The 26,771-nt window shown below is 49.9% G+C and carries 23 protein-coding genes; all 23 read left to right on the forward strand.

The window, feature by feature from the left end; all coding sequences use genetic code 11:
* The first annotated feature begins 56 nt into the window (after positions 1 to 56).
* Entirely contained in the window at positions 57 to 611 is a 555-nt protein-coding gene (locus B3Z23_RS13110; RefSeq protein WP_294910786.1) for a fimbrial protein, read from the forward strand.
* 141 nt (positions 612 to 752) lie between these two features.
* Positions 753 to 1,496: a fimbria/pilus periplasmic chaperone gene (locus B3Z23_RS13115; protein ID WP_294911136.1), complete on the forward strand. Its 744-nt coding sequence runs from the start codon at positions 753 to 755 to the stop codon at positions 1,494 to 1,496.
* An 84-nt stretch (positions 1,497 to 1,580) separates the two neighbouring features.
* Positions 1,581 to 4,208, forward strand: a complete 2,628-nt coding sequence (locus B3Z23_RS13120) for a fimbria/pilus outer membrane usher protein (RefSeq protein WP_294911139.1) — start codon at positions 1,581 to 1,583, stop codon at positions 4,206 to 4,208.
* Positions 4,199 to 4,768 (forward strand): fimbrial protein, encoded by a 570-nt coding sequence (locus tag B3Z23_RS13125; protein ID WP_294910789.1) that lies wholly within the window; start codon positions 4,199 to 4,201, stop codon positions 4,766 to 4,768. Before B3Z23_RS13120 ends, B3Z23_RS13125 begins: the two co-directional genes overlap by 10 nt.
* 103 nt (positions 4,769 to 4,871) lie before the next feature.
* Positions 4,872 to 5,402 (forward strand): type VI secretion system contractile sheath small subunit, encoded by a 531-nt coding sequence (tssB, locus tag B3Z23_RS13130; RefSeq protein WP_294911142.1) that lies wholly within the window; start codon positions 4,872 to 4,874, stop codon positions 5,400 to 5,402.
* Positions 5,403 to 5,418: 16 nt separating this feature from the next.
* Positions 5,419 to 6,918: a type VI secretion system contractile sheath large subunit gene (gene tssC, locus B3Z23_RS13135; RefSeq protein ID WP_294910791.1), complete on the forward strand. Its 1,500-nt coding sequence runs from the start codon at positions 5,419 to 5,421 to the stop codon at positions 6,916 to 6,918.
* Positions 6,919 to 7,060: 142 nt separating this feature from the next.
* Positions 7,061 to 7,546 (forward strand): Hcp family type VI secretion system effector, encoded by a 486-nt coding sequence (locus B3Z23_RS13140; RefSeq protein WP_294910794.1) that lies wholly within the window; start codon positions 7,061 to 7,063, stop codon positions 7,544 to 7,546.
* Positions 7,547 to 7,701: 155 nt separating this feature from the next.
* Positions 7,702 to 8,199, forward strand: a complete 498-nt coding sequence (gene tssJ / locus B3Z23_RS13145; protein ID WP_294910796.1) for a type VI secretion system lipoprotein TssJ — start codon at positions 7,702 to 7,704, stop codon at positions 8,197 to 8,199.
* 3 nt (positions 8,200 to 8,202) lie between these two features.
* Entirely contained in the window at positions 8,203 to 9,552 is a 1,350-nt protein-coding gene (tssK, locus tag B3Z23_RS13150; protein ID WP_294910799.1) for a type VI secretion system baseplate subunit TssK, read from the forward strand.
* Positions 9,549 to 10,925, forward strand: a complete 1,377-nt coding sequence (gene tssL, locus B3Z23_RS13155; protein WP_294910802.1) for a type VI secretion system protein TssL, long form — start codon at positions 9,549 to 9,551, stop codon at positions 10,923 to 10,925. Before tssK ends, tssL begins: the two co-directional genes overlap by 4 nt.
* A gap of 12 nt (positions 10,926 to 10,937) precedes the next feature.
* Positions 10,938 to 14,522 carry a type VI secretion system membrane subunit TssM gene (gene tssM, locus B3Z23_RS13160; RefSeq protein WP_294910804.1) on the forward strand — a complete coding sequence of 1,195 codons (3,585 nt, stop codon included), beginning with the start codon at positions 10,938 to 10,940 and terminating at the stop codon, positions 14,520 to 14,522.
* An 82-nt stretch (positions 14,523 to 14,604) separates the two neighbouring features.
* Positions 14,605 to 16,797: a type VI secretion system Vgr family protein gene (locus B3Z23_RS13165; RefSeq protein WP_294910807.1), complete on the forward strand. Its 2,193-nt coding sequence runs from the start codon at positions 14,605 to 14,607 to the stop codon at positions 16,795 to 16,797.
* Between the two features lie 42 nt (positions 16,798 to 16,839).
* Positions 16,840 to 17,103, forward strand: coding sequence for a PAAR domain-containing protein (locus B3Z23_RS13170; RefSeq protein WP_294910810.1), 264 nt, complete (start codon positions 16,840 to 16,842; stop codon positions 17,101 to 17,103).
* Positions 17,104 to 17,201: 98 nt separating this feature from the next.
* Complete coding sequence (locus B3Z23_RS13175; protein WP_294910812.1) at positions 17,202 to 17,660, forward strand: hypothetical protein; 459 nt, start codon at positions 17,202 to 17,204, stop codon at positions 17,658 to 17,660.
* 30 nt (positions 17,661 to 17,690) lie between these two features.
* The gene (locus tag B3Z23_RS13180) at positions 17,691 to 18,164 is read left to right on the forward strand and encodes a type VI secretion system baseplate subunit TssE (protein WP_294910814.1); all 474 of its coding nucleotides are present in this window, start codon (positions 17,691 to 17,693) and stop codon (positions 18,162 to 18,164) included.
* A 280-nt stretch (positions 18,165 to 18,444) separates the two neighbouring features.
* Positions 18,445 to 19,029 carry a helix-turn-helix domain-containing protein gene (locus B3Z23_RS13185; RefSeq protein WP_294910817.1) on the forward strand — a complete coding sequence of 195 codons (585 nt, stop codon included), beginning with the start codon at positions 18,445 to 18,447 and terminating at the stop codon, positions 19,027 to 19,029.
* Positions 19,030 to 19,247: 218 nt separating this feature from the next.
* Complete coding sequence (mltB, locus tag B3Z23_RS13190; protein WP_294910820.1) at positions 19,248 to 20,324, forward strand: lytic murein transglycosylase B; 1,077 nt, start codon at positions 19,248 to 19,250, stop codon at positions 20,322 to 20,324.
* An 86-nt stretch (positions 20,325 to 20,410) separates the two neighbouring features.
* On the forward strand, positions 20,411 to 20,749 hold the full coding sequence (locus B3Z23_RS13195; RefSeq protein WP_294911144.1) for a zinc ribbon domain-containing protein YjdM: 339 nt from the start codon (positions 20,411 to 20,413) through the stop codon (positions 20,747 to 20,749).
* Between the two features lie 233 nt (positions 20,750 to 20,982).
* Positions 20,983 to 21,474 (forward strand): nicotinamide-nucleotide amidase, encoded by a 492-nt coding sequence (pncC, locus tag B3Z23_RS13200; protein ID WP_294910823.1) that lies wholly within the window; start codon positions 20,983 to 20,985, stop codon positions 21,472 to 21,474.
* Between the two features lie 97 nt (positions 21,475 to 21,571).
* Positions 21,572 to 22,642 carry a recombinase RecA gene (gene recA / locus B3Z23_RS13205; protein ID WP_294910831.1) on the forward strand — a complete coding sequence of 357 codons (1,071 nt, stop codon included), beginning with the start codon at positions 21,572 to 21,574 and terminating at the stop codon, positions 22,640 to 22,642.
* A gap of 130 nt (positions 22,643 to 22,772) precedes the next feature.
* A complete protein-coding gene (locus tag B3Z23_RS13210; RefSeq protein WP_294910833.1) occupies positions 22,773 to 23,285 on the forward strand; it encodes a regulatory protein RecX in 513 nt (170 codons plus the stop codon).
* 137 nt (positions 23,286 to 23,422) lie between these two features.
* The gene (gene alaS / locus B3Z23_RS13215; RefSeq protein WP_294910835.1) at positions 23,423 to 26,050 is read left to right on the forward strand and encodes an alanine--tRNA ligase; all 2,628 of its coding nucleotides are present in this window, start codon (positions 23,423 to 23,425) and stop codon (positions 26,048 to 26,050) included.
* A 251-nt stretch (positions 26,051 to 26,301) separates the two neighbouring features.
* Positions 26,302 to 26,487: a carbon storage regulator CsrA gene (gene csrA / locus B3Z23_RS13220; protein ID WP_025902553.1), complete on the forward strand. Its 186-nt coding sequence runs from the start codon at positions 26,302 to 26,304 to the stop codon at positions 26,485 to 26,487.
* Positions 26,488 to 26,771 lie beyond the last annotated feature (284 nt).

Consider the following 26,771-nt stretch of genomic DNA (forward strand, 5'->3'; position numbering starts at 1 on the left):
GCCGTAATACATTATTGTGTTTTGCTCTGTTGAATATCATTAAATAGGGAATTTTTATGAAAATAACAAAGTTATCTGCAGCTCTGCTAGTTTTAATCCCGGCAATATCATTACCTGTTTCTGCGTTACAGGTTGGTCAGGGGCTGGTGACCTTTAATGGTGAGGTGGTGACGGATACCTGCACTATTGAGAATGATAACCTGGTCGTGTTACTGCCTACCGTTTCCAGTAAGTCTATGCAAACCGCGGGTATTGAAGCGGGCATCAGAAACTTCAATATCAAGGTCAAAGACTGCCCAGACTCCTTTAAGAAAGTCCAGGCACATTTTGAACCGCTCGGCAGTATCGGCACCGGGGAAATTAACTATAAGACCTGGAACCTGGTCAACGATTACAGTGCTACCAGCGGGACCACCAATGCGGCCACCAATGTTGAGGTGAGGTTATTTAACTCAGACCATACACAGATCCGTCCGGGCGATACCGGCGCGGAAGTGGATGTTGTGAACGGTGCCGCCACCATGACTTATGCCGGGGGTTATTACTCTACCGGCGCTGTCGGGGCGGGTATGGTCAGTGCACATATCGTTTATACGCTGGCTTATCCATAATCCGCGTCCACCGATATACGTTAAGCCCGGGAGCAGGAGTTCAGGTTTCCTGTTCCCGGAAGGCCCGGTTTCATTTTTTAATGCACGGTTATGAATATGAGATGTTACAAGGCAGTACTCTCACCACTGACAGCGTTATTTATGCTACTGGCGGGATTCTCATCACCGGCCAGTTCAGGTGTCACTATCACCGGTACCCGGATCATTTTTCCGGGAGCTGAACGTGAGGCGACTGTGAGGACAATCAACCGGGGAGGATCTCCGGTACTGGTTCAGGTCTGGGTCGATGATGGCAGTAAGAACGCTGACATTAATACGATGACCGTGCCATTTACGGTGACTCCCCCGGTCTACCGGATAGACCAGGGAAAAGGCCAAAGTGTGCGGCTTATCTATAACGGTATGAAACTTCCCGACGACCGAGAATCGGTGTACTGGTTTAATTTGCTGGAAATTCCTGCGGTGAATGAGGAATACCAGAAAAAAGACCGGCTGGAACTGGCTTTTCGCACCAGGATAAAAATATTTTACCGCCCGGCCATCCTGACGGCAGACAGCACGTTAAATACCGAAAAACTGCGTTGGACGGTAATGCGCTCAGGTAAATCAGCCGGGGTGTTAGTGAATAACCCCACTCCTTATTATTTTAATTTTGGTCGGATGCAGATCAGCGCTGGCAATTCGGTGTATCCGCTGAACTCCGGGATGGTCGCTCCTTATTCTGAAGCGGTTTTTTCTCCCGCCGGCAAGAAAGGTCTGCCGAAAAATATTAGCTCGATAGATTTTGAGTTACTGAATGACCATGGAACTGCGATTGCGGGGAAAGCCTCCTGGCGCGCACCTGAAGGGTGGTCAGTGAAATTCCCGTCCGCCGATAATTCGTAACCGGTGACCGGAACGCCGACAGGATATAGCCGGCAGGAACACGATATCCGCTTCAATGAACTGAAAGGAGTCAGAGAGTTGAAAATGTTAGCCTCGGTAGTTGAACAGTGCAGCGCTGTCCGCAGTTGTATAAAACTGTGGGTTCCGGTGCTCAGCAGCACACTGATGATAGCGCCGGTTGCCCTGGCTTCTTCTCCGCCCCCTGTACAGATCATCACGGAATATGCGGACGGGACGGGTGAAACTTCGGTGGTCAGATTTAACAGTGCTTTTGTTCACGGGCTGACCATTGATGTTGGCAACTTTTCCTCCGGAAACCCGGTACCGCCAGGCAAGACATCAGTCAATATTATTGTTAACGGGCAGACCCGTGGGCGTTTTTACGTCTATTTTGTCCCGGTGACCGGCAGTGACAGTGCGCAGCCTTGCTTCTCATTTGATGAGTTACAGCAGTTTGGGATCAATCCGCCGCTGATGGGGCATCGCCCTCAGGCTACTCAGGATATTGCTGCACAGTGCAGCCGGCTGGAGCAATGGGTGGAAGGGGGGAGCACTCAGTACGATCAGTCTGACTTTAATCTGCAACTGGCGGTTCCTCAGGTCTATTTAATTAAATATCCGCAAGGGTATATCGACCCGTCCCGGTGGGACAGTGGCTCCAATGTAGTATTTTTAGACTACAGCACCAATTTTTATAGCCAACAGTTATCAAAAGCCTACAGTGGCGGCAGAGGACATAGTGTCAGTGCTAACCTGGGGCTACTGACAGGGATTAATGCTTACGGCTGGCGATTCAGAACCCGTTCGACCAGTATTCTCTCTGACACTTCATCTGCGAAAACCGACAACCTTTATACCTGGCTGCAACGGGATATCCCACAGTTGAAAGGCCAACTGACACTGGGAGAAACCACGACCGAGGGAGAACTGTTTGACAGCGTTGGATTGCGGGGCGTTCAGCTGGCTTCTGACGACCGTATGCTGCCGGAAGGATTACGTAGTTATTCTCCGGTCATCCGGGGAACCGCCGAAACCAATGCCAGGGTCCAGGTCACCCAGCGTGGACAGCTGATTTATGAAACCACGGTTCCTCCCGGCCCCTTCGAACTGAACAGTGTCGGAGCAATGGGATATGGTGGTGATTTACAGGTGACGATTATCGAAGCCGACGGCCAGCGTCGCAGCAGCCTTGTCCCGTTTTCTGCCCCGCCAATGCTGCTGCATACCGGTGTTTCCCGCTATTCTGTTGCGGCCGGAGAACTGGCAGAAAGCGGAATGCAGAAAAAACCCTGGTTTTTACAGGGGTTCTATCAGTACGGGTTAGGCAACCTTTATACCTTATATGGCGGCGGACAGTTTTCGGAAAATTATCTGTCGGTGGCTGCCGGACACTCCTTTAATACGCCGTTGGGCGGGGTATCGATGAATATTACCCGCGCCAAAAGCCGCCTAAAGAATAATAAAACCTCTACCGGGAACAGTTTTAATCTTGGATTCAGCAAATATATGGATATTACCGGCACTAATATCAATCTGGCGGCTTACCGTTATTCATCGCGGGGCTTCTATTCACTGCGGGATGCGGCTGCCGAACGCTACGGAATGTATCGTGATTACTATCTGACTGACTACCGGACAAAGCAGCGCTTTTCTTTAAATATCTCTCAGCCGCTACCGTGGAACAGTCGTATTACATTGTCCGGTAGTTTTTACCAGTACTGGAATGATCGTCGTCCGGTGAATCAATATGCCATCACTTTCAGTAAATCACATCCATGGTTCTCGTGGTCGATTGGGGTAGGACGTAGCTTTGACGGTGAGGGAAATAACAATAACAGTATTCTGCTGTCGGCCAGTATTCCTCTGAGCCCCCGGTATAACATTAGTGATAAACCGTTGTTTAACAGTCTTTATTCAACATTCAGCCACGATAGCAGTGGTAATAACTTCCTGCAGATGAATGCCTCGGGAAGCCGGGGTGAACAAAATGCGCTGAGTTACGGTATAGGGACGACAACGACTAAAAGCCGGGATGATACGACCCACTATGCATTTAATGGCAATGGTAGCTACAACACGGCCGCGGGTCAGTTTAGCTCGACTCTGTCGGTGGGCGATCAGTCACGACAGTTATCACTTAGCGCCAACGGCAGTCTGGTCGGGCACAGCGGCGGAATCACTGCCGGGCCTACGCTGGGTGATTACCCGTTCGCTATTGTCAATGCACCAGGGGCAACCGGTGCCCGTCTGATGAATGGTTATGGAGCGGAAATCGATAGCCGGGGCTATGCCATCGCTCCGTCATTAACGCCTTATCGTGAAAATCAGGTATCGGTGAATACCCGTGGTCTTCCGGATACGGTGGATGTGCTGGAAAATGAACAGGTAGTTGTTCCACGCATGGGAGCGGCGATACCTGTCAAAGTGAAAACGATTGTCGGAAAACCTCTGATTTTGGTTATTCGTGATGTGTCAGGAAATTTCCTGCCCATTGGCAGCCAGCTGGTCGATGGCGAGGGGGCTTCAATGGGCATTGTGGGGCAGGGGGGAATGGCTTTTATACGTGGGTGGAATGCAGCGACGGCCCATCTGTATGTCAATTCGGCTACCAATACCCGGCTTTGTACCATCGGCACCAGCCAGGCGGTCGCCAAAATAATGGCCTCAGGCACAGACGGCAAGCTTAGCCGTGCGGAGGTGATATGTCGCTAAGTTTACGCAATACAGGCCTTTGCTGTTGCCGGTATCTGTTTCTGTCGGTTTGTTGTTTTTCGGTTCAGGCAATGACTTTTGGTACACCGCTGAATGTGGATTTTCAGGGAGTATTTGTCGATGAAACCTGTGATGTGGTGATCAATGGCAGCAGCAGCAGCGAGACAGTTGTTATGCCGAGGGTTTCCAATATTACCCTGAGAAATAACGGAGGAGAGGCCGGCAGTACGCCTTTCAGTATCCGACTGGAGGGATGTCCGTCGGGTAAAACGATGAAACTGGTATTCAACAGTGATCCGGCAGCGATGGATAGTGCAACCGGTAATCTGCTGAATCAGACCGGGACAGGTTACAGTCGCAATGTTCAGGTTCGCGTACGTAATGAAAGCGGTGCTCAGATGGTGATTAATGATTCCGCAACGGCGCAGGATTATGTCATTCCGGCCGCGGGAGGGGCGGTGAGTCATCAGTTTAGTGTGAGCTATTTCTCTACACGACCGCTCGCCGCGACTTCTGGTGATGTGCATTCGGTAGCCAGTATCACCGTCGATTATCAGTAATACAGGCACTGAGCGGCAGGACGCTTACGCTGTCCTGTTCTAATGACACGTAACAGTTGCCTGTAACAGTGTTGTAATTTTCTTCAACCAGAGAGTAACAGCCATTATGTCTAAGGAAAATTCACAGAAGTTTATCGCCAGGAATCGTTCTCCACGGGTACAGATTGAATATGATGTTGAAGTTTATGGCAGCGAAAAAAAGATTGAACTGCCATTTGTCATGGGGGTGCTGGCCGATTTATCCGGACTGAGCAAACTCCCCCAGCCTGCAGCAGAAGAGAGAAAATTCCTCAACATTGATATTGATAATTTTGATGAGCGGATGAAAGCGATCCAGCCACGGGTAGCTTTCACCGTGCCCAATACCCTGAGCGACGGCGGGGTGATCCCGGTCGATATGACGTTTGAAAGCATTGATGATTTCCTGCCAGATGCTATTGCGCGCAAGGTCCCTCCGTTGGCAGAACTTCTGCTGGCCCGCACACAACTGGCAAACCTTCAGACTTATATGGATGGTAAAGCCGGGGCTGAGAGTCTGGTCATGAATATTTTGCAGGATAAAACACTGCTTGCCAGTCTGGCGAACAGGCCTGATGTACAAGACTGTTCTTCTGAGGAACAGGAAAACAGATAATCCGGAGGAATCGGAGATGGCTATTCAGGAAGAAAAAGCACCACAGCCCATAATGACAACCACAGAAGCAGGAGATTTCAGTGCGTTGTTGGCGAAAGAGTTTAAGCCCCGCAGCCGGCAGACCCAGTCCGCGGTCGAAAATGCGGTGAAAACCCTGGCAGAACAGGCGCTGGCCAATTCGCTGATACCCCAGGATGACGCTTATCTGAACATCGCGGCACTGATTGCTGAAATAGATCGTAAGCTGACGCAGCAAATTAATCTGATACTGCATCATTCCCAGTTTCAGACGCTGGAAAGTGCGTGGCGTGGGCTGCATTACCTGGTTTCTAACTCAGAAACGGATGAAAAATTAAAACTGCGTTTTATGGATATTTCCAAGCAAACGCTGAGACGTAACATAAAGCGCTATAAAGGCATTGCCTGGGACCAGAGCCCGCTATTTAAACAAATCTACGAAGAAGAATACGGGCAGTTGGGCGGAGAGCCTTACGGCTGTCTGGTTGCCGATTATTATTTTGATCACTCGCCTCCTGATGTTGATTTGCTGGCATCTATTGCTCAGATTGCAGCCTCTGCACATGTTCCGTTTATCTCGGGTGCCGCACCCGCGGTAATGCAGATGGAAAGCTGGCAGGAGCTGGCGAACCCCAGGGATCTCACCAAAATATTTACCCAAAACCTGGAATATGCGGCCTGGAATACATTACGGCAGTCTGAAGATGCCCGTTATATTGGCCTGGCAATGCCACGTTTTCTGGCCCGTCTGCCCTATGGGGTTGCTACCCAGCCGGTGGCAGCGTTCAGCTTTGAAGAGGCGACTGACGGTGCTGATCATAACAAGTATGTGTGGGCGAATGCCGCCTATTCCATGGCAGTGAATGTAAATCGTTCATTCAGGCAGTATGGCTGGTGCACTATGATTCGCGGAGTGGAAAGTGGCGGGCTGGTGGAAAATCTGCCCTGCCACACCTTCCCGACCGATGACGGCGGGATTGATATTAAATGTCCGACAGAAATTGCGATATCTGATCGCCGTGAAGCGGAGCTGGCGAAAAATGGGTTTATTCCGTTGATTCACCGTAAAAATACCGGCTACGCCGCGTTTATTGGTGCCCAGTCGTTACAGAAACCGGCGGGATATTACGATGCGGATGCCACGGCAAATGCCAGCCTCTCAGCGCGTCTGCCTTATTTATTCGCCTGTACCCGGTTTGCTCACTATCTGAAATGTATTGTCAGGGACAAAATAGGCAGCTTTAAAGAACGTGAAGAGATGCAAAAATGGCTGAATAACTGGATCATGAATTATGTAGACGGAGATCCGAAAAATTCTTCTCAGGAAACTAAAGCCAGGAGACCCCTGGCCGCGGCTGAGGTTATTGTCGAGGATGCAGAAGATAATCCGGGATATTATCAGGCGAAATTCTTTCTGCGCCCTCATTTTCAGTTAGAAGGTCTGACGGTATCACTGAGAATGGTTGCCCGACTTCCGTCACTAAAGGATGTTGCCTGAAAACGGCAATAAACGATTGAATATCTGACCGGAACATAACCTGCGGATAGATTACTCTGAATTTCAGGGGAATGATTTTTCTGTGTTCTGATATTCAATTCCATTATCACTTGTTTCACGAACTGTTCATAAAAGGATTATTATGGCTCAGGATATTTTTTTAAAAATAGAAGGCATTGAAGGTGAATCACTGGATGCCACCCACAAAAATGAAATTGAAGTTCTTACCTGGAATTGGGCGAGTCTTCAGCATTCAAATATGCACAGCGGTTCTGGTGGGGGGGCCGGGAAAGCGACAGTAGAAGATTTTAATTTTACTCATTATGTCGATAAGTCCAGCCCTAACTTATTAAATTTCTGTTTGTCTGGTAAGCATATTAAAAATATTGATTTTGTGATACGAAAAGCGGGAGGTGATCCCCTGGAATATCTGACGATAAAATTCAGTGATGCCATCATTACCCGGGTGAGCCTCTCAGGTAATGCCAGTAATGACGACCGGCCTGTAGAGGAAGTGACCTTCTCTTTTACTAAGTTTACTGAGGATTACGTCATTCAAAATGCCGAAGGTAATAAGTCTGGGATTATTTCGGCCAGTTATGACATTAAAGCCAATCAGAAAAACTAATCGTGATGCCGGATGGTGGTATGACATCCGGCAGTATTCGTGAGAACGAAAATGTCATCTTAAGATAATAGTGGCTGCCTGTGAATTATCAGCAGTGAGAGAATCGCTGAGACTGACGGAAAATATCAGGGGTGAGGAACAGGGTATAAAGGATAATGATAAGAAAGATATTATTAGTGATAATGATCACTGTTTCCGCTTCCTGTAGTTTTTTTCGTCCTGAAAGTTCCGGAGGAGTTATTAACGTCACATTAACAGCCGATGGCGATATTAACCCGAATATTTCCGGAGAACCGGCGCCTTTACGTATTATGCTGTTTAGTCTGGCAGACACTGAATTTTTTAAGGAGAGCAATTACTTCGGGTTTACTGGCAGGAGGCAAGGTTCTTTACAAAATGGAATCACAAAGTTGTATGACGGGGTATTAACACCCGGGGAAACAAGGAAATTGTCGCTGCATATTACAGAGCAGGTTGCGGCAATTGGTGTGATCGGTGGTTATCGTGAAATTGAATATGCGCGCTGGAAATCCAGTGTAAAACTTTCGCCCGGCTGGAAGCCAACAGTGTGGCGCAGGCTAATTCTCCCGCAACACAACGCCTTTTATGCGCATTTTCAAAAATCCGAACTGACTATTGGTGAAACGGAATGAACCATGAAAACGAATAAAGTCGTCTGGAGTGAGGGGCTTTTCCTGCGCCCACAAATTTTTCAGCAACAGGAGCGCTATCTCGAATATTTTATTCACCGTCGCTCCGGTTCATCAGGCATTTTTTTCTGGGGTTTTAGCCGCTGTGAAACAGACCATGAGGCGCTGAAATACGGAAAGCTGGTCATGCGGAGTGCAGTGGGTGTGTTCCCCGATGGTACGCCGTTTGATTTGCCCGGGCATGCGGCATTACCTGTGCCAGTGACCTTACAGCCCTCAGATGCCGGCAAGGTGTTTTGGCTGGCAGTGCCGCTGCGGTTAGATAACTGTGATGAGACCATTTTTAATCCCGATGAACCGGGCTCTTTGGCCAGATTTTGCGCCATGGAGGAAGATATCTGCGACAGTAACGCGATCCGCCAGGGGGTAAAGCCTGTTCAGTTGGGCAGATTACGGCTGGCACTCCGTTCTGAAACGGAAATGAATGAATCATGGATTGGTCTGCCCGTAGCCCGTGTCAGGACGATACGCCCTGATGGCAGTGTGGAACTGCATGATGATGATTACCTGCCGCCCGTCACTCAGCTCGGGACCAGCGCTTTACTGACCGACTGGCTGAATCATTTGAGCGGGCTTTTGAAGATTCGGGCAGAAATGCTGGCCAGCTACCTGTCGTCAGGTCAGGGAGGTACTGTTGCCGGCGGAGATCTGACAGATTATCTGTTGTTGCAGATTTTCAATAATTACCAGGTGCAACTGGATTGTCTGAAACAGATTCCTGAATCTTCACCGCTGGTGTTCTACCAGATTCTGGCGTCCCTGGCTGCCGAATTATCGACTTATATTCGGGTCGACAGCAGGAAGCCCTCGCCCTTGCCAGGTTATCAGCATTCACAGTTGTATCCCTCTCTGCGTCCATTGGTTGACGAAGTTCATGATCTGTTGAACCAGGTATTAGTCAGAGCCGGGGAGATGATTGAGTTGCAACCGCAGGGCAATGGCCTGTGGACAGCGAAGCTGCTACCGGCAGAATTTGCTGCATTTTCAGCAGTCGTTCTGGCAGTCCAAGCCGGAATGGCTCCCGATATCCTGCAACAGCAGTTTTTATCGCAAAGTAAAATCAGCTCCCCCCAACAACTTCCGGAGCTGGTTCGTTCTCATCTGTCGGGGCTGTTACTGCTGCCATTACGCCAGCCTCCCAGGCAGATCCCATGCCAGGCGGGTTATGTCTATTTCGAATTACTGCGTGACTGTGATATCTGGCGCAGTATCGCTGCCAGTGGTGCACTGGCTCTTCATGTCGCCGGGCATTTTCCGGGGCTGAGCATGGAACTTTGGGGGATCAGAGCATCATGACCAGTGACCAACACCCTGAAGATTCTCAAACCACCAGTGCGGCTGGTACTGACAGTGACCACTCCGCCCAATCCTGGGGCGATTTTTTACTGGACCGCCAGGATATCTGGGAGACAGGAGAGTCAGCAAATCATACCGGGCCTGGCCCGGAACCCTGGACAACGGCCAGTCTGTCGCCAGAACTCAGCGCACTGCTCCTGTCTGTGGAGACCGACAGGCAAACCCCTGAATCTGTTCTTTCCGCCACCAGCCCTCTGCAGCAAGCCTGCGCACCGTTGCTAAGAGTACTGGCTGACCTTCCGGATTCGGTTGAAGATCTACAACATGTTCAATGGCTGAAAGAGATCCTTAAACGTGAAATAACCCGGTTCACCCAGCTATGCGACGAAACTAATATTCCCTGGAAGAAAATGGCCATTGTACGTTACTGCCTGTGTACCGCTCTGGACGAGGCAGCACACAGTAAAACCTGGGGGGTTGCTACCGGCTGGTCACAGAGTAACCTTCTGAATTATTTCGAGAATGATAACGATGGTGGTAATAAGTTTTTCCTGCTGATTGGCCGGATTTCAATGCATCCTGCTGACTATTCCGATGTACTGAACATCCTGTTACGCATTCTGGGGCTGGGATTCGAGGGACGTTACAGCATTTTGCCCGAAGGTGACCGGCAACTTTACGGGATCCGTCAGCGTCTGCTGGTACTGGCGGAGAACTACCAGAAAACCGCCCAGCTCCCGGTGATTATGGGGGATTTGCCCGGGAAGCCTCCACTTCCTGCCAGGCGATTTGCTGTTTCCTGGCCTAATGGTCTGGTGGTCGCGGTTGTGATACTCGGTGCTGTCTGGCTGGCAGAAAAAATGGTGCTGTTTGCTGAAAAGCAGCCACTGATCGCCGGAATTTATGCGTTGCAGAATTTTCGCTATCCATCGCCGGTCGCTGTGAGCCGGTTGCGCCTGAAAAACCTGTTACAGGAAGAGATTCGTCAAAACTTACTTACGGTGAATGAGACTCCGCAACAGAGTCATGTGACGTTGCAGGGGGACACCTCATTTCGTTCCGGCTCCGCGTTATTGTCTCCTGCGACCAGCAATCTGCTAAAAAAAATTGCTCAGCAGATCATTCGGGTCAACGGGCGGGTAGTGATTGTGGGGCACACCGATGCACTGCCGGTCCGTTATTCCGCCTTTCCTGATAATCAACAGTTATCACTACAGCGTGCTGCGGCGGTTGCCAGGCTGTTTACCCGGAATGGGATTGAGGAGAACAACATTACGGTCCGGGGGCTGGCCGACCAGCAGCCAGTCAGTAGTAACTCCACCGTGGCAGGCCGGGCTAAAAATCGCCGGGTTGAGCTTTTTGTCACTTATTAGGTGAGGTTCTTAATGTCTTATGTCAGCCGAATTTTTTCATACCCTTTATTCAGAGTTCTGTTGGGTGTTGCCGTCATTGCCGTGCTGTTGTTGCTGGTCTGGTTTATTGCTGTGTATCCGGGAAGCGAGGAGGACCGCCATTTCACTGGCATAGCGGTTCGTATCCTCAGCGTCCTGCTCATCGCGATACTGGTCACGGTGTTGTTGTCCGGGTGGGTTTTGCTTTATCGCCGCTCGGTCCGGCGTCGCCAGCTACGTGTTACCCGGCAATCTACAGATACATTTAGTCAGACAGGACGGATGCTGAGCCGTGTTATCCGCAGGACGACACGACGTCCCCCGGTTTCACATGGTTGGCGGTTTATTTTCAAAGAGCCGGTCCGTGTCCCCTGGTACTTACTGTTAGGTGCCAGCCGGTCAGGAAAAACAGCGGCCGTTTGTCGTTCGGGCCATTATTTTTCACCGGGGGGGGAATCGATAGCCGAAAAATTCCACGAAACTGATGAGGCTGACTGTCACTGCTGGCTGGCAAATGATGCGGTATATGTTGAAAGCCGTGGAGAAGTTATCAGCGAACCGGAAACGTCGGTGGATAAATGGCAGGGATTTGTTCGTCTGTTAAAAAAATATCGTCCATCAAAATCTGTTCAGGGAACCATAATCACTGTTTCAGCGATTGATCTTCTGACAGGTGATAAATCCTCTGTCAGTGAACTGGCCGGAGTATTCAGAACCCGGTTAGCGGCGTTACAACAGATTCCGGGTATCAGTTTTCCAGTCTATGTTGTGGTGACTCATCTGGATCGACTTAAGGGGTTTGAGGAGTATTTTCATTATCTGAGCGATACAGAACGACGTCAGATCTGGGGGGTCACTTTGCCCCGGGAGACAAAGAGTACCTCAGTGGCTGAATATGTTCACCTGCATTTAGGCCAGCTCCTGCAGAGGATAGATGCAGGTCTGAACCGTCGTTTGCAGAGTGAGTATGATTTAGAGAATCGTCGGGCAATGTATACATTTCCTGAGGAATTACAACTGCTTTGTCAGCGGTCAGAACAATTTATTTGCTCACTGTTTTTTGTTTCCCTCTATGAGGATTTATCGTCGCGAACTGCACTGCGGGGAGTCTATCTGACCAGCAGTGGGCAGACAGACCGGAAAGTCTGCAGTTATGCCCCGGGAATTATCAGCCGCTGGCATTCGCAGTTCACTGCTGTTCAGGAAACTCACACTCAGACTGCTGAAACAACGGTGGCGGATGCTCAGACAGAAGATATCAAAGGACGTCCGTATTTTCTTCAGCAGCTATTTTGCGAACTGATTATCAATGATCAGCAGCTCGCTCAGGATACCCGGCTGACGTTTCTTCGCTTCTGCAGGCTGCGTTGGCCGATATATTTACTCCTGCTGTTAATCATTTGCGGGCTGCTTTACGGGATGGCCAACAGCTTTGCCAGCCATTCCCGCTACCTGAAGGGGGTAAGATATCAGCTGAACCTGCTGCATCAGCAACAGGATTATCTGCAACGTGAACATAGTCTGGCGACTATCGCCCGACTGCTGGAAGGGCTAAGGGGATTATCACAGCAGCCTGACAAGGATTCGGGGCGAATAGTCTTTGTGGACGGTGAGGTGGCTAAGGTTTCCGAAGGAGTTTATCAGTCAGCGCTACGTCAGTTACTGCTTCCGCCGGCGGAGGATTATGCCAGAGTGGCACTGGAGCAGGCGGTAGCCCGGGGCGATATGGCAATATTGTTCAGGCAGCTGAAAATTTACCTGATGGTCTACGGAGTAGTCCCGGCTGACGCGGTTTATCTTGCCAGCATGCTTTCTCCGGCATTGCTCCCGTCCGGGGAGAGTCCTGATTATCGTAGCGAAATTGATTTCGGCCCGGACCTGTTAGCTTTGTTTAGTTATCCCCTGGAACGTGAACGCGGGGAGGAGGCCGACCCGCAGTTAATCCTGCGGGCCCGTGAACTGTTGGCCCGGCAACCCCGTCCGGCAAGAATATACCAGCAGTTGTTACAGCGCTTATCCTCTCTTTCACCGCCGGCATTCTCGCTGGCAGCTCTTAGTGAGGGAGCGGAAGGGAAATGGTTTGTGCAACGTACGGATGTCCCGCAACAAAATATCGACGGACTGTTTACTGCGCGGGGATATTTGCAGTTCAGAAAACAGCTACTGCTGTTGTTGTCTGGTCTGGACAGGGATGACTGGCAGGTAATGAACAACAGTGAACACGGCTCCGGGGCTGCGGATATCACAGAAATAGCCGCACTTAGTCGTGATGTCCTTATCCGTTATCTGGACGAATACACCCGTTACTGGCAGCAAATGTTGGGCAGCATCCGTATTTCACAGCCGCAGATGACTGGCCCGCAGTCTACAGAAGCAGGGCAGCAGAGGGATCTTTACCGGCTTTCACGGTTAGTGACTGCCGGGTCTCCTTTGGTCAGGCTACTTGAACGGCTGGTGGCTGAAACCACATTGTTATCGGCGGAATCCTGGATACCTGCAGTCGCCGGCGCCGTCACCAACAGCACGGCATCACAACGGTTGATGAGTGCCGGTCAGCGCGGGTCTGAGACGCTGGATCAACTGGTATGGCAGCACACGGACAGTCACTTTACCGGGTTGCGTCAGTTCGTCACCGGACGTGAAAAAGGTTTTATCAAGAATCAGCCGCCTGAACCCGGAAACGGTTTGAATCAGTTACTGGGCCAGCTTAATGAGCTGCAGTTATTGTTCCGACTGAATGAGGACCCGCTGACCTCAAAGGCTCCAGCCACCTGGCCGGTACTGGCCGCCGGGTTGCAGGCCGGTTCACAAAACTGGCCGGATCCACTCAGGAATATCATTCTGCCATTACTTGATCAGATCTCACTACGGATCAGGAGTATCTCTGTCGGGCGAAGTTCCAGCGGAATCAGTGACGGCCCCGGGGCATTTTGCCGCAAAAATCTCGCCGGGCGCTATCCGTTCGCAGACAGCAAGCGGGATGTCAGTCTGGCAGATTTTAGCCGTTTTTTTGCCCCGGGGGGGATTGCCGACAATTACTTCCGTCAGCATCTGGCCGATAAAGTCGATACCACGGTAAACCCATGGAAATTTATCAATATCCCTGTGGGAGATCCGCAGAATCAGTCCCTGCAACTGTTTCGCAGGGCCAGGGAAATTCGCAGCCTGTTTTTTCCACGGGGTGACAGTCATCAGCCCTCTCTGTCGTTGAGTTTGTCTGTTCAGTATCTTTCTCCTGCAATTAACCGGCTTGAGCTGGTGATGGGCTCAGAGAAACTGAGCTATTCCCACGGTCCGGTTCGCCCTCTTAATCTGCAATGGCCGGAGGGAATCGCTTCCCGACCGGTGACTCTGAGTCTGACTGCCAGTCATCCCGGAGATATCGGTGTCAGTCAGTGGACTGGCCCCTGGGCTCTGTTTCGCTGGCTTGAGAGCGCTAACGCTCTGCGGATTCAGCCATCGGGAGAGCTGACAGCCGAATTTAATCCGGCAGGAAAAAAAGTGGTGTTTTCGTCGAACGGTCTGGTCTCTGAACAGCAACCGGTCGTGAGATTACTCCGGCGGTTTAGCTGCCGTTAACCGAACGGGCGGCGGGTAACGCCAGGGAAGGCCGAAGGGAGTTGAACTACTGTCGGCCAGCAACCCTTCATACAGGTGACATATGCAACGAACAATCTGTCTAAAAAGTGCAGCAATGCCGTACTTAGCCGGTGAACCGGGACTGGTGATCTCTCAGTTTAAGGGCGAGGAATCTTTGTCCGGGTTATATAGCTACACCGTAACCGCAATGACTCCGGACTCCCCTGCGATTAACTGGCAGGCCGCATCGAATATTGATATCCGCTCGTTGATTGGCAAACAGATGACGGTCAGCATGCAGCAGGGTGGAGGCTCCCGGCCAGAGGTAACTCTCCTGCCAGCGCGGGAAATATCGGGGATCGTTCAGCAAATGCGTTATGTTGGCCGCCAGGGGGATCAGGCTGTTTACCAGATAGTACTGAGGCCCTGGTTATATCTTGCCGAACTGACCGAAGATTTCCGGATCTTTCGTGATAAGAGTGTGACCGGAATTATTGACCAGATACTTGAAGAATATGATTTCCCTTATGAAAAACGCCTGGTTACGGTTTATCCGCCACTCGATTTTCAGGTGCAGTACGGTGAAACAGATTTTAATTTTATGCAGCGTTTGATGGAAGAATGGGGGATTTACTGGTTCTTTGAACACTCTGAAGGTGAGCACAAATTAGTGCTGGTAGATAATGTTCGCAGCCACAAAACCTCTCCTGAACAGCCACTGTACTACGCGGCACATGCCCCGCACAAAGATGCGGACTATATCGCAGAGTTTCACTACCAGCAGACGATCACGCCCGGACGCTGGGTGACTGATGATTATGATTTTACCCGTTCCCGGGCCGATATTATGTCGCTTGACAGCCAGCCACAGCAAATCAGTTTTGGTCAACAAGAGATCTTTGACTGGCCTGGTAACTTTGATAATACCGCAACGGGTGAACTGCTGGCCAGGGTACGCATGGAAGAGCGGAGGGCGATGGGGCTCCGTAGCAGCGGGTCTGGTCCGGTCTCGACACTGGTCACTGGTTGCCGTTTTACTTTACAACGCTATCCGCTGGAACAGGCAAACTGTGAATATCTGGTGCTGCGGAGCAGGCTGGAGATCAGTGAGATCCAACAACGCAGCAGCGGTCACAGCTTTAGTGTGCATTGTGATTTTAGTGTGCAGCCCTCCTCTGAGATTTACCGGCATCCCCGTACTATCCCCAAAAAAAGAACCTGTGGGCCGCAAACTGCACTGGTGGTTGGACCGCCAGGAGAAGAGATTTGGACAGACGAATACGGTCGGGTCAAAGTTCGGTTTTTGTGGGACCGTTACGGCACTAACCGTGAATCAGACTCCTGCTGGCTCAGGGTGAGTCAGCCCTGGGCCGGAACCCAGTTTGGTGGTATCTGCATTCCCAGAATTGGTCATGAGGTTATCGTTGATTTTATTAATGGTGATCCAGACCGGCCGCTGATTCTTGGCAGTCTGTACAACAACTTTACTATGCCTCCCTGGGAATTGCCGCAGAATGCCACGCAAAGCGGGCTGATCAGTCGATCACTTGGCGGAGGGCGTAATAATTTCAATGGTATCCGTTTCGACGATAAACCCGGGGCGGAAATCTACCAGGAGCAGGCTGAACTGGATATGCATCGCCTGACAAAAAGAAATGAACAGCAGATAGTAGGGCAGTCGAGAAATGTATTTATTGGTGCGGATGAAACCGTAGCCATCAGTGGTAATAGTCAGCTGGCCGTCGGCGGGATAGTGGGCATCACGGTCGGAGGGGCTCAGAACGATAATGTAGCAGGGGCTAAAGGGATCAATGTCGGCGGTGCGTTTATGACGGCGGTCGGTGGATATCATGCTATTGCGGTGGGGGGCGCTCACCAACTGGCCGCGGGTGGGGCAGCGACCTTCTGCGCTGGTGGAATAATGACGCTTACTTCTGGAGGGGAACTGGTGATTAGCGCACCCAGAGTGCGAATAATTGGTAGTAGTCAGCTCATCCTGCAAGGTGGGCAGGTGGATATTAACCCTGGTGACGGACCTGCCTATGGCCCTGATGTTTGTTGTTGTGGTGCGATAGTGGGTATGCCCGGTCTGCCTTCAGTCGCGGGACTGATAGGCTTATACATCCGTCCGGAACCCCGGCCGACACCGACACCGACACCTACGCCAACACCAACACCAACACCAACACCAACACCAACACCAACACCAACACCAACACCAACACCGCCCTTTAGTCCGGATCCGGAGTTGGTGGCGAAAAAAGTGATTAAATAAAGGCAGGTAAGACTAAAAAGATATTATTGAGAAGGAGTGAATATGTTAAGCGCGGCCAGAGTCAGTGAGTTAACCAGCCACGGCGGGACAATCATCTGTGGTGCCTCAACGGTATTTATTAATGGTCAGCCAGCAGCTATCAGCGGTGGAAGTATAGCCACCTGTGCTGCAACTCATGTGGCTGCTTCTGTATGCAGCGGTTCCGGTCAGGTTTTTATCGAAGGATTTCCGGCGGCCAGATCGGGTGATGTTACCGGTTGTGGGGCTGTTATTGTCAGTGGTTCCGGGAATGTTTTTATTGGCTAAGTTTGTCATCGCGTATGCCAGACTGGGTGTCTGTCAGGCGTGAGTAGTCTGAGGCACTTCGTCAGAAATCCATGACTTCAAAAACAAGGAAACCTGATATGAAAGGTGTGTTACTGATCGATGATATTTTGCCTGTCGGCAGTTATGTGGGCGAAAATCTGACCCGCCCCCCTCTGGCCGGTGAAGCCTTGCCGGTTGATAGTGATGTTCTCAAAATGCTGGAACAGGAATACATCCGCTATCTTTCTGAGGGAGAAATTGCCGGGATACCGACACGGGAGAGTCAACCCGCTGCGGTAACACACCGACAGAGTGAACTTCAGCCACTGGATGCCGGACAAACGATAACAGAACACCTGCTTGGGCAGGGGCGGATGATCGATAAGCTATTTGCATTACCAGAACTGGTAGAGGATGCGGATGATCTGTTGTTTGAACCGTCACAACAGCCACTATTATTTCGTCTCTCACCCTTAGACCTTACTATTAATAATACCAGGCCCTGTTTACGGACTCTCACGGATAAACTCTTTTTATTCCCCGGTGATGATCAGTGACGTATAGCAACCCATGCGGATTTAAATAGAATGAAGCCTTTATGGTACCCACCAGCATTAGCGGAAAGACTTACAGGAATTAATGCCGGAGGTTCTGGTGAGTCTTCTTTACCATTAACCTCTGAAAAAATGCGACAACTGGTAATTAATGAACTGCTGGAGTTATTTAATCATACCAATATCGAGCCTGTTCTTGAGGAGAAAGGCTATCATCAATTAGCCGAATCGGCGATAAATTATGGTATTCCCCGAAGATTAGCTTATGATAGTGAACAACAATGGCCATCGATACGAGAAGATATTCATACTGCTGTTTTACGTTTCGAACCACGGATTATTCCTGAGACATTAACTGTTCGTGTATTAACTGGCGGAGAGTCTCAGGGGAAGTATGGTATCATCTCTTTCGCTATCTCTGCATTGATCGACTGGTTGCCTCAGCCGGTTGAGTTGTTTATTCATGGGCACTATGACAAGGGGAATGATACCTTTAGTCTCAGCTAATTTTTATAAGAATACAGCGTTAATCAGGTCTGGATTATATTTCCCCACCGGGGGAGCCGGGATTATCACCATGGTGTCAGGGACAAAGTGAAAACTTTCATTTTTAATATGATGTGGTCTGATTATCCGGCAACAGACTGAGTTAATAGTTCGTGTAATTGACAGTGTAATAATCCAGCAATCCCGGCATTACCGGTTGTTGTTATTTATTCTATGGATAATCCCCGGGGGCGGGGTTTTATCTTACTCATTAAGCGTGGACGAAATGCAGGTGTAATGGATGACGTTAGAAATCTGTTTTACGGAATCAAATATTTACCAGGTGATGGGGATTAAATCATTGCTGTATCAGTATTATCAGGGTGATAAATCCGATATACATTTTGTCTCATCGACGTCATTCTGCCTGAAAAACAGTGCCGGGATAATATTTGGAGAAGATGTCATCACTATGAGTCTGCCGGTTGTTTCCGGACATCGTGGGATGAAGGGCCAGCCTTCACAAGTAATGACCTGGTATATTCCATTTCTCAGTCGTAATTGTCCGATAGATGATATTGCGCTGAAGATAAAAAAATTACTTAATTTTGTCACTGCAGTCGGCGCACCATTTCGGGGTCCTCTTTCAAAGCTGAAAAGTTATACCCAGTTGTCAGAGGCTGAGTACCGGGTTTTGGTGCTGACTGGTAAAGGATATCATTGTCATGATATCGCCAGAATGCTTAACCGTTCCGGGAAAACAGTGAGCGCGCATTATCGCAGTATCAGCCGTAAAATGGGCGCGGCTAACCGGGCTGAATTTTATCGATTTGCCTGCTACATTGCCGGTCTGGAAGATGAACCGGTGAATACACTGTTTCTGTAAACTGCTAAGCCGCTGTTCCCTGAACAGGGCGGCAGGACCATTTTTTCGGCTATTCTTATCCCCCCGGAATGATATTTTTTCCCCGTCATCACCAGGATTTTTACTATTTTATTCGATAATCCTGGTTTTTTTCGTGTTTTTTTGCCCGACTCTACTGTTTGTCGGTTAAACAAAGCATTAACATGGGCGAATGTCTGCTTCTGGTTGATGGGTTTCTGATGCGCTACAAAATTTCTTTGTTACCGTTATTCGTGCTGCTGGTTGCCTGCAGTAGTAAAACCGAAAATGTACCACGCTCTGCTACCGTGCCACAGGGAGGTTTCCTAAAGGCACCTCCTGCTGCACAGGGAATGCTTTCAGGTGATTTTATCGGGCGTCCGGAAACCGAAAAATTTATTAATATGATGGTGGCAAAACATGGTTTTGATCGCCAGCAACTGGAGTCATGGTTGGGACAGGCCCGGCGCTTAGATTACGTGCTGCGTCTGATGGACCGCCAGGCTCCCACCGCCGCCGCTCCGGTCGGCCCTAACGGCGCCTGGATACGTTACCGTAACAAATTCATTACTCCGGGTAATGTGAAAAATGGCGTAGCTTTCTGGAACCAGTATCAGGGTGATTTACTGCGGGCTCAGCAGCAATACGGTGTTCCTCCGGAAATTATTGTCGGTATCATCGGGGTGGAAACCCGTTGGGGTCGCGTAATGGGCAAAACCCGGATCCTTGATGCGCTGGCGACCTTGTCCTTTGATTATCCGCGTCGGTCCGCCTACTTTAGCAGTGAACTCGAAACGTTCTTATTGATGGCCCGCAGTGAGCAGGATAATCCACTGGAACTGAGAGGATCCTTTGCCGGTGCAATGGGCTACGGCCAGTTTATGCCATCTGCTTATAAACAATATGCGGTCGATTTTGATGGTGACGGTCACATTAATCTTTGGGATCCCGTAGATGCTATCGGCAGCGTCGCCCATTATTTCCAGCAGCACGGCTGGCAACCCGGGCAGGCGATAGCTATCCCTGCCAGCGGGCAGGCCCCTTACCTTGATAATGGTTATAATGCCGGCTATACCGTCAGTCAGCTGGCTGCCGCCGGTCTGATGCCTCAGTCACCACTCGCCGCTTCTCAGAAGGTCAGTCTGTTACGTCTGGATATGGGGCAGAGTTACCAGTACTGGTTTGGGCTACCTAATTTCTACACCATCACCCGTTATAATCACAGTACACATTATGCCATGGCCGTATGGCAGTTGGGCGAAGCCGTGCGTAATGCCAGGAGTAACGGAGTTTTTTAGCGGTATGACTTCCCTTAGTCTTTGTATGGATATAGGATGGCGCCCTTTGCCGGCGCCTCTGCCTGATGTCATGATAAGGACTAATGATGCAAACACTTCCTCCCTGCCCACAATGTCAATCCGCCTATAGCTGGCAGGATGGTGAAAACCTTAACTGTCCAGAATGCGGACATCTGTGGTCTGCCGTTCAGGCGAGCCCGAATGACGAGATGATGAATGTCCGTGATGCCAACGGCAATTTACTGACTGAAGGTGATTCGGTCACGATTATCAAAGACCTTAAAGTCAAAGGTAGCTCATCAGTGCTCAAAATAGGTACCCGGGTGAAAGGAATTCGTCTGGTCGGGGGCGACCACAACATCGATTGCCGTATTGACGGTTTCGGTCCGATGAAACTGAAATCCGAATTTGTGAAGAAGAGTTAATTTCCTCTCACCAGGCAGTTGCCGGTACCACCTGTTATTGGCTTCTGTACTGTACCTTGTTGTGTGGCAATTCACAGTAAACTGTACAGCGTTTGTGATTGTTAAAATCGCTTAGGTAGTCTCTCGCGATACAGAGCTCATGAAAACGGTTATGGCTTGATAGCGGTAATTAATCCCTGGTATCTTCTGTCACTGAAGCTGGATCATTAATGTTGCAACACGGAGGACACCGGATGGATAAGGATTTACGTCAGTTAAGCATCACTACCGGACAGTATTTACTGTCACAGGGGGCCACTCTCACCAGCGCGGAGTCCTGCACCGGTGGCTGGATAGCCAAAGTCATTACCGATATCAGCGGCAGTTCAGCCTGGTTTGAACAGGGATTTGTCACTTACAGTAATCAGGCAAAAATAAGTCAACTGGGGGTGAGTGCCGCCACGCTGGAGGCTCACGGGGCAGTGAGTGAAGCAACGGTTCGCGAGATGGCGATCGGTGCATTGCAAGCGGCAGGGGCCGATTATGCCGTGTCGGTGAGTGGGATCGCCGGGCCGGACGGCGGCAGTGATGAAAAACCTGTCGGCACGGTCTGGTTTGGCTTTGCGTCGGTTGACGGCCGGGTGCTGGCTGAGTGTCGGCATTTTGACGGTGACCGGGACAGCGTTCGCTCTCAGGCCGTGGCATTTGCGCTGCGGACACTGTGCGGTGAGTTTCTGGAAAAATAAACTTGATACTGTATGACTATACAGTATAATTGCTTCCAACAGAGACAAAGAATATCCACAAATTTGCCTGGCTAATCCGGCATAATCAGGAGTTGAAATGGCGATCGACGAAAACAAACAGAAGGCTTTAGCCGCAGCGCTGGGGCAGATTGAAAAACAATTCGGCAAAGGCTCCATTATGCGTCTGGGTGAAGACCGCACTATGGATGTTGAGACCATTTCAACCGGTTCACTGTCACTGGATATTGCCCTGGGTGCCGGTGGATTACCTATGGGTCGTATTGTCGAAATCTACGGACCTGAATCTTCCGGAAAAACGACACTGACTTTGCAGGTTATTGCTGCAGCCCAGCGTAAAGGTAAAACCTGTGCATTTATCGATGCCGAGCATGCGTTAGATCCGGTCTATGCAAAAAAACTGGGTGTAGATATTGATAACCTGCTCTGCTCGCAGCCAGATACCGGTGAGCAGGCTCTGGAAATTTGTGATGCGCTGGCTCGTTCAGGCGCAGTGGATGTCATTATTGTTGACTCCGTGGCCGCTCTGACGCCAAAAGCCGAAATTGAAGGTGAGATTGGTGATTCTCACATGGGGCTGGCAGCACGAATGATGAGCCAGGCGATGCGTAAACTGGCGGGTAACCTGAAACAGTCTAATACTCTGTTGATCTTTATTAACCAGATTCGTATGAAAATTGGTGTCATGTTTGGTAACCCGGAAACGACGACCGGGGGTAATGCACTGAAGTTTTACGCCTCTGTACGACTGGATATCCGTCGCATCGGTGCTATCAAAGAAGGTGATAATGTCGTTGGTAGCGAAACCCGGGTTAAAGTTGTGAAGAACAAAATCGCTGCGCCATTTAAGCAGGCTGAGTTCCAGATTATGTATGGAGAAGGCATCAACTTCTACGGTGAACTGGTTGACCTGGGTGTTAAACACAAACTGATTGAAAAAGCCGGTGCATGGTACAGTTACAACGGCGATAAAATTGGCCAGGGCAAGGCGAATGCCAGCAACTATCTGCGCGACAACCCTCAGGCTGCGACAGAAATTGAACAGAAACTGCGTGATATGCTGCTAAATAATCCGACTCAGGAATCGTCTGAAACTGGCAAAGAGTCTGCCAGCCAGGATGAAATGAGCGAGGATCATCAGGAATTCTGAGACAGATAATCTACAGATTATCGTACAAACGGGAGATGGCTGTCAGGCCATCTCCCGTTTTTGTTTTTTTATTGTCGGTGCAGGTAAAATGACGAGGTAACTGTGATATCCGACAGGAAAAGGAGCCGTCATGCTGTTTACGGAAACCGAACGTCACCCTATGTTTTCCTCTTTGCTGGACAAAGCCACGCGACTGCTGGCTCAGCGAGACCATTCGGTAGAGGAACTGAAAGAAAAAATTCGCCACTCTGTATGGCGTAGCCAGCAACGGGATGCTGTGAACCATACAGCCATTGATGAAACGGCGTTAGCGTCAGTCATCGCCTGGTGTGAAGAAAATGGCTGGCTGGATGACCAGAGATTTACCCGGTTGTTTATTCAAAGCCGCGGACGGAATGGCTACGGACCGCAGAGAATTCGTCAGGATTTGCAGCAAAAGGGGGTTGAGCGGGAGTTGATCAATCAGGAAATGGCTGAAACTGATATCGACTGGCAACAACAGGCAGAAAATGTTGCCAGAAAAAAATATGGTCATAAATGGCCAACAGAAGCGCGCGAAAAAGCCCGGTTACAGCGATTTTTACACTCCAGAGGGTTTCTGATGGAGGATATTCGTTCTGTTTTGGTAAATTTTTCCGGCTGAGTCATAATGAGGTTTTACTTCCCTGTGAAGAAAACTTATCTTATTCCCACTTTTTTGTTCCACTGTCACCGGCAGACCTCGATCTACAGGTTGCCCGGACCCAAAGGAACTTCCGTTAGCGTGATACCAGGATATATATGAGCAAGAGTACTGCTGAGATCCGTCAAGCGTTTCTCGATTTCTTTAAGAGCAAGGGACATCAGGTTGTAGCCAGCAGCTCCCTCGTACCGAATAATGATCCGACGTTGCTGTTTACCAACGCCGGTATGAATCAGTTTAAAGACGTTTTCCTGGGTCAGGACAAACGCGATTACACGCGCGCCACAACATCGCAGCGCTGTGTTCGTGCCGGTGGTAAACACAACGATCTTGAAAATGTGGGTTATACCGCTCGCCATCATACTTTTTTTGAAATGCTGGGTAACTTCAGCTTCGGTGATTATTTTAAATCAGAAGCCATTGCTTTCGCGTGGGAACTGCTGACCGGAGCTGAGTGGTTCAGCCTGCCTAAAGAGCGTCTTTGGGTCACCGTCTACGAGACCGATGATGAAGCCTACGATATCTGGGCAAATGATATTGGGGTTCCTGCAGAGCGGATTATTCGTATCGGTGATAATAAAGGCAGTGCTTACGCGTCAGATAACTTCTGGCAGATGGGCGATACCGGGCCTTGCGGGCCGTGCAGCGAGATTTTCTACGACCATGGCGATCATATCTGGGGTGGTCCTCCGGGAAGTCCTGAAGAAGATGGTGATCGCTATATCGAAATCTGGAATATCGTGTTTATGCAGTTTAACCGTCAGCCGGACGGAACCATGCTGCCATTGCCGAAACCCTCGGTCGATACCGGAATGGGGCTGGAACGTATCAGTGCCGTACTACAGCATGTAAACTCTAACTACGAGATAGATCTGTTCCGTAACCTGATTGCATCGGTGGCTGAAGTGACCGGCGCCACCGACCTGAGCAATAAATCCTTGCGGGTCATTGCAGATCATATTCGTTCCTGTGCCTTCCTGATTGCTGATGGTGTTATACCGTCGAATGAAAACCGTGGTTATGTATTGCGTCGTATTATTCGTCGTGCTGTCCGGCATGGAAATATGCTGGGAGCCGGTGAGAGCTTCTTCTATAAACTGGTACAACCGCTGATTGATGTCATGGGCAGTGCCGGCGAAGACCTGAAAAAGCAACAGGCTCATGTTGAATCAGTACTCAAAACAGAGGAAGAACAGTTCGCAAAAACCCTGGAGCGTGGCTTGGCTCTGCTGGACGAAGAACTGGCAGCACTGAAAGGGGATACTCTGGACGGTGAAACAGTCTTTCGTCTGTATGACACCTTTGGTTTCCCGGCAGATCTCACCGCTGATGTGTGTCGCGAACGTAATCTGAAAATTGATGAAGCTGGTTTTGACGCTGCAATGGAAGCACAGCGTCAGCGAGCCCGTGATGCCAGTGGCTTCAGTGCCGACTATAACAGCCTGATCAGAGTTGACAGCGAATCTGTATTTACCGGTTATGAGCATTTGCAGGAACAGTCAAAAGTCACCGCCATTTTCGTGAACGGACAAGCGGTTGATCAACTGACTGGAACTGAAGAGGCTGTCATTATTCTCGATCAGACACCATTTTATGGTGAGTCGGGCGGTCAGGTCGGTGATACCGGTGTACTGAACGCCAGTGGAGCCACGTTCTCCGTGACAGATACTCAAAAATACGGTAAATCCAATGGTCATGTTGGACGTTTGACCCGGGGTAGCCTGCGGGTGGGTGACAGCGTGTCAGCGCAGGTGGATGAAGCCCGCCGGGCACGGATTCGTCTGAATCATTCGGCAACTCACCTGCTGCATGCAGCATTACGTGAAGTATTAGGTGATCACGTGGCGCAGAAAGGCTCACTGGTCAATGACAAATATTTGCGTTTCGATTTCTCTCACACTGAAGCAGTGAAGCCTGAGCAGTTACGTCGGGTCAATGACATCGTTAATGCGCAGGTGCGTCGTAACTTGGCCGTAGAAACTGATATCATGGATCTGGAAGCCGCTAAAGCGAATGGCGCTATGGCGTTGTTTGGCGAGAAGTATGATCAGAAAGTCCGTGTACTGACGATGGGGGATTTTTCGGTGGAACTGTGCGGTGGTACTCATGCCAGCCGTACCGGTGATATCGGACTGTTCCGTATTATCTCTGAGTCCGGCACTGCAGCAGGTGTCCGCCGTATCGAGGCGGTGACCGGGGAAAGTGCACTGGAGACAGTATTCGCTCAGGATCAACAGTTACAGGATATTGCTCATCAGGTGAAAGCGAACAGCAGCAATCTGAATGAAAAAGTACGTTCACTGGTTGAACAGGTACGTACACTGGAAAAAGAACTGCAGCAGTTGCAGGATCAGCAGGCCGCGCAGGAAAGCAGCTCTCTGGCGACCAAAGCGGTAGAGATTAAAGGTGTGAAACTGCTGGTTAGCGAATTACGTAACACTGAACCTAAACTGTTACGTACTATGGTTGATGATTTAAAAAACCAGTTAGGATCTGCCGTCATTGTGCTGGGAACTGCCAGTGAAGGTAAAGTATCGCTTATTGCTGGTGTAACGAAAGATTTAACTGACAGAATTAAAGCAGGGGAACTGATCGGTATTATTGCCAGTCAGGTCGGTGGAAAAGGAGGAGGGCGTCCGGATATGGCTCAGGCCGGCGGGACCGATCCTTCTGCATTACCAGCGGCTCTGGCAGGGGTTGAAGCCCTGGTCAGCGGGAAATTGTAAAAGATAAACAAGCTACCGGTGAATGCGCCCGTGGATCATTCTCAGGGCGTTATTTACACGATAAGCAACCTAAAATGATAAAGTCAGGTAGTGATGGTGTATTTCGGCTAAACTAACTATTAGCGAAATGTATTGGCGGGCTGATTGAATTTTCTGTATCAGTCGTAGTCAATAGATAGCAATGCGTTATACGATGGATTTGCCGGGAGCCAGAACTGGCCCGACTCTTTTAATCTTTCAAGGAGCAAAGAATGCTTATTCTAACTCGTCGAGTTGGTGAAACTCTCATGATTGGCGATGAGGTGACGGTCACGGTATTGGGTGTTAAAGGGAACCAGGTACGTATAGGCGTGAATGCTCCCAAAGAGGTGTCTGTACACCGCGAAGAGATCTACCAGCGTATTCAGGCAGAAAAAACCCAGCAGCCGGACTATTAACAGATTCAGCGCCTCGTATCTGACGAGGCGCGCCATCTTTTTGCCCCTTTTTTAAGTGATCCCTGACTCTTTCTCAGTCGCTGTGCCATTGAAAATACACTCTTTTTGGCTTTTAAATGCCCTGATTGATGACTAAACGCGCAAACAAACAATCTTGCGGAAAAATTGTTTGACTTATAAGTCGGGGGAAGTAATATGTGCGCCAACGCAGCGACGAAGCGCAGTTTTAAGCACAGCGTCGGGGCGGGTAGCGTAGTAACAAGTGGTGAGGTGGCCGAGAGGCT

Origin of the sequence: Tatumella sp. UBA2305 (genome assembly GCF_002345795.1) — a bacterium.
GTDB lineage: Bacteria > Pseudomonadota > Gammaproteobacteria > Enterobacterales > Enterobacteriaceae > Tatumella > Tatumella morbirosei.

Bases quoted from the DNA above. Each gene is read 5' to 3' on its own strand.
- pncC (WP_294910823.1), top strand. From the start codon at position 20,983: ATGGATAAGGATTTACGTCAGTTAAGCATCACTACCGGACAGTATTTA.
- alaS (WP_294910835.1), top strand. From the start codon at position 23,423: ATGAGCAAGAGTACTGCTGAGATCCGTCAAGCGTTTCTCGATTTCTTT.
- tssM (WP_294910804.1), top strand. From the start codon at position 10,938: ATGTCTTATGTCAGCCGAATTTTTTCATACCCTTTATTCAGAGTTCTG.
- B3Z23_RS13170 (WP_294910810.1), top strand. From the start codon at position 16,840: ATGTTAAGCGCGGCCAGAGTCAGTGAGTTAACCAGCCACGGCGGGACA.
- B3Z23_RS13195 (WP_294911144.1), top strand. From the start codon at position 20,411: ATGCAAACACTTCCTCCCTGCCCACAATGTCAATCCGCCTATAGCTGG.
- B3Z23_RS13165 (WP_294910807.1), top strand. From the start codon at position 14,605: ATGCAACGAACAATCTGTCTAAAAAGTGCAGCAATGCCGTACTTAGCC.
- B3Z23_RS13185 (WP_294910817.1), top strand. From the start codon at position 18,445: ATGACGTTAGAAATCTGTTTTACGGAATCAAATATTTACCAGGTGATG.
- B3Z23_RS13120 (WP_294911139.1), top strand. From the start codon at position 1,581: ATGTTAGCCTCGGTAGTTGAACAGTGCAGCGCTGTCCGCAGTTGTATA.
- tssC (WP_294910791.1), top strand. From the start codon at position 5,419: ATGGCTATTCAGGAAGAAAAAGCACCACAGCCCATAATGACAACCACA.
- B3Z23_RS13210 (WP_294910833.1), top strand. From the start codon at position 22,773: ATGCTGTTTACGGAAACCGAACGTCACCCTATGTTTTCCTCTTTGCTG.
- mltB (WP_294910820.1), top strand. From the start codon at position 19,248: ATGCGCTACAAAATTTCTTTGTTACCGTTATTCGTGCTGCTGGTTGCC.
- B3Z23_RS13140 (WP_294910794.1), top strand. From the start codon at position 7,061: ATGGCTCAGGATATTTTTTTAAAAATAGAAGGCATTGAAGGTGAATCA.
- csrA (WP_025902553.1), top strand. From the start codon at position 26,302: ATGCTTATTCTAACTCGTCGAGTTGGTGAAACTCTCATGATTGGCGAT.
- tssJ (WP_294910796.1), top strand. From the start codon at position 7,702: ATGATAAGAAAGATATTATTAGTGATAATGATCACTGTTTCCGCTTCC.
- B3Z23_RS13110 (WP_294910786.1), top strand. From the start codon at position 57: ATGAAAATAACAAAGTTATCTGCAGCTCTGCTAGTTTTAATCCCGGCA.
- tssK (WP_294910799.1), top strand. From the start codon at position 8,203: ATGAAAACGAATAAAGTCGTCTGGAGTGAGGGGCTTTTCCTGCGCCCA.
- recA (WP_294910831.1), top strand. From the start codon at position 21,572: ATGGCGATCGACGAAAACAAACAGAAGGCTTTAGCCGCAGCGCTGGGG.
- B3Z23_RS13125 (WP_294910789.1), top strand. From the start codon at position 4,199: ATGTCGCTAAGTTTACGCAATACAGGCCTTTGCTGTTGCCGGTATCTG.
- B3Z23_RS13180 (WP_294910814.1), top strand. From the start codon at position 17,691: ATGAAGCCTTTATGGTACCCACCAGCATTAGCGGAAAGACTTACAGGA.
- tssL (WP_294910802.1), top strand. From the start codon at position 9,549: ATGACCAGTGACCAACACCCTGAAGATTCTCAAACCACCAGTGCGGCT.
- B3Z23_RS13175 (WP_294910812.1), top strand. From the start codon at position 17,202: ATGAAAGGTGTGTTACTGATCGATGATATTTTGCCTGTCGGCAGTTAT.
- B3Z23_RS13115 (WP_294911136.1), top strand. From the start codon at position 753: ATGCTACTGGCGGGATTCTCATCACCGGCCAGTTCAGGTGTCACTATC.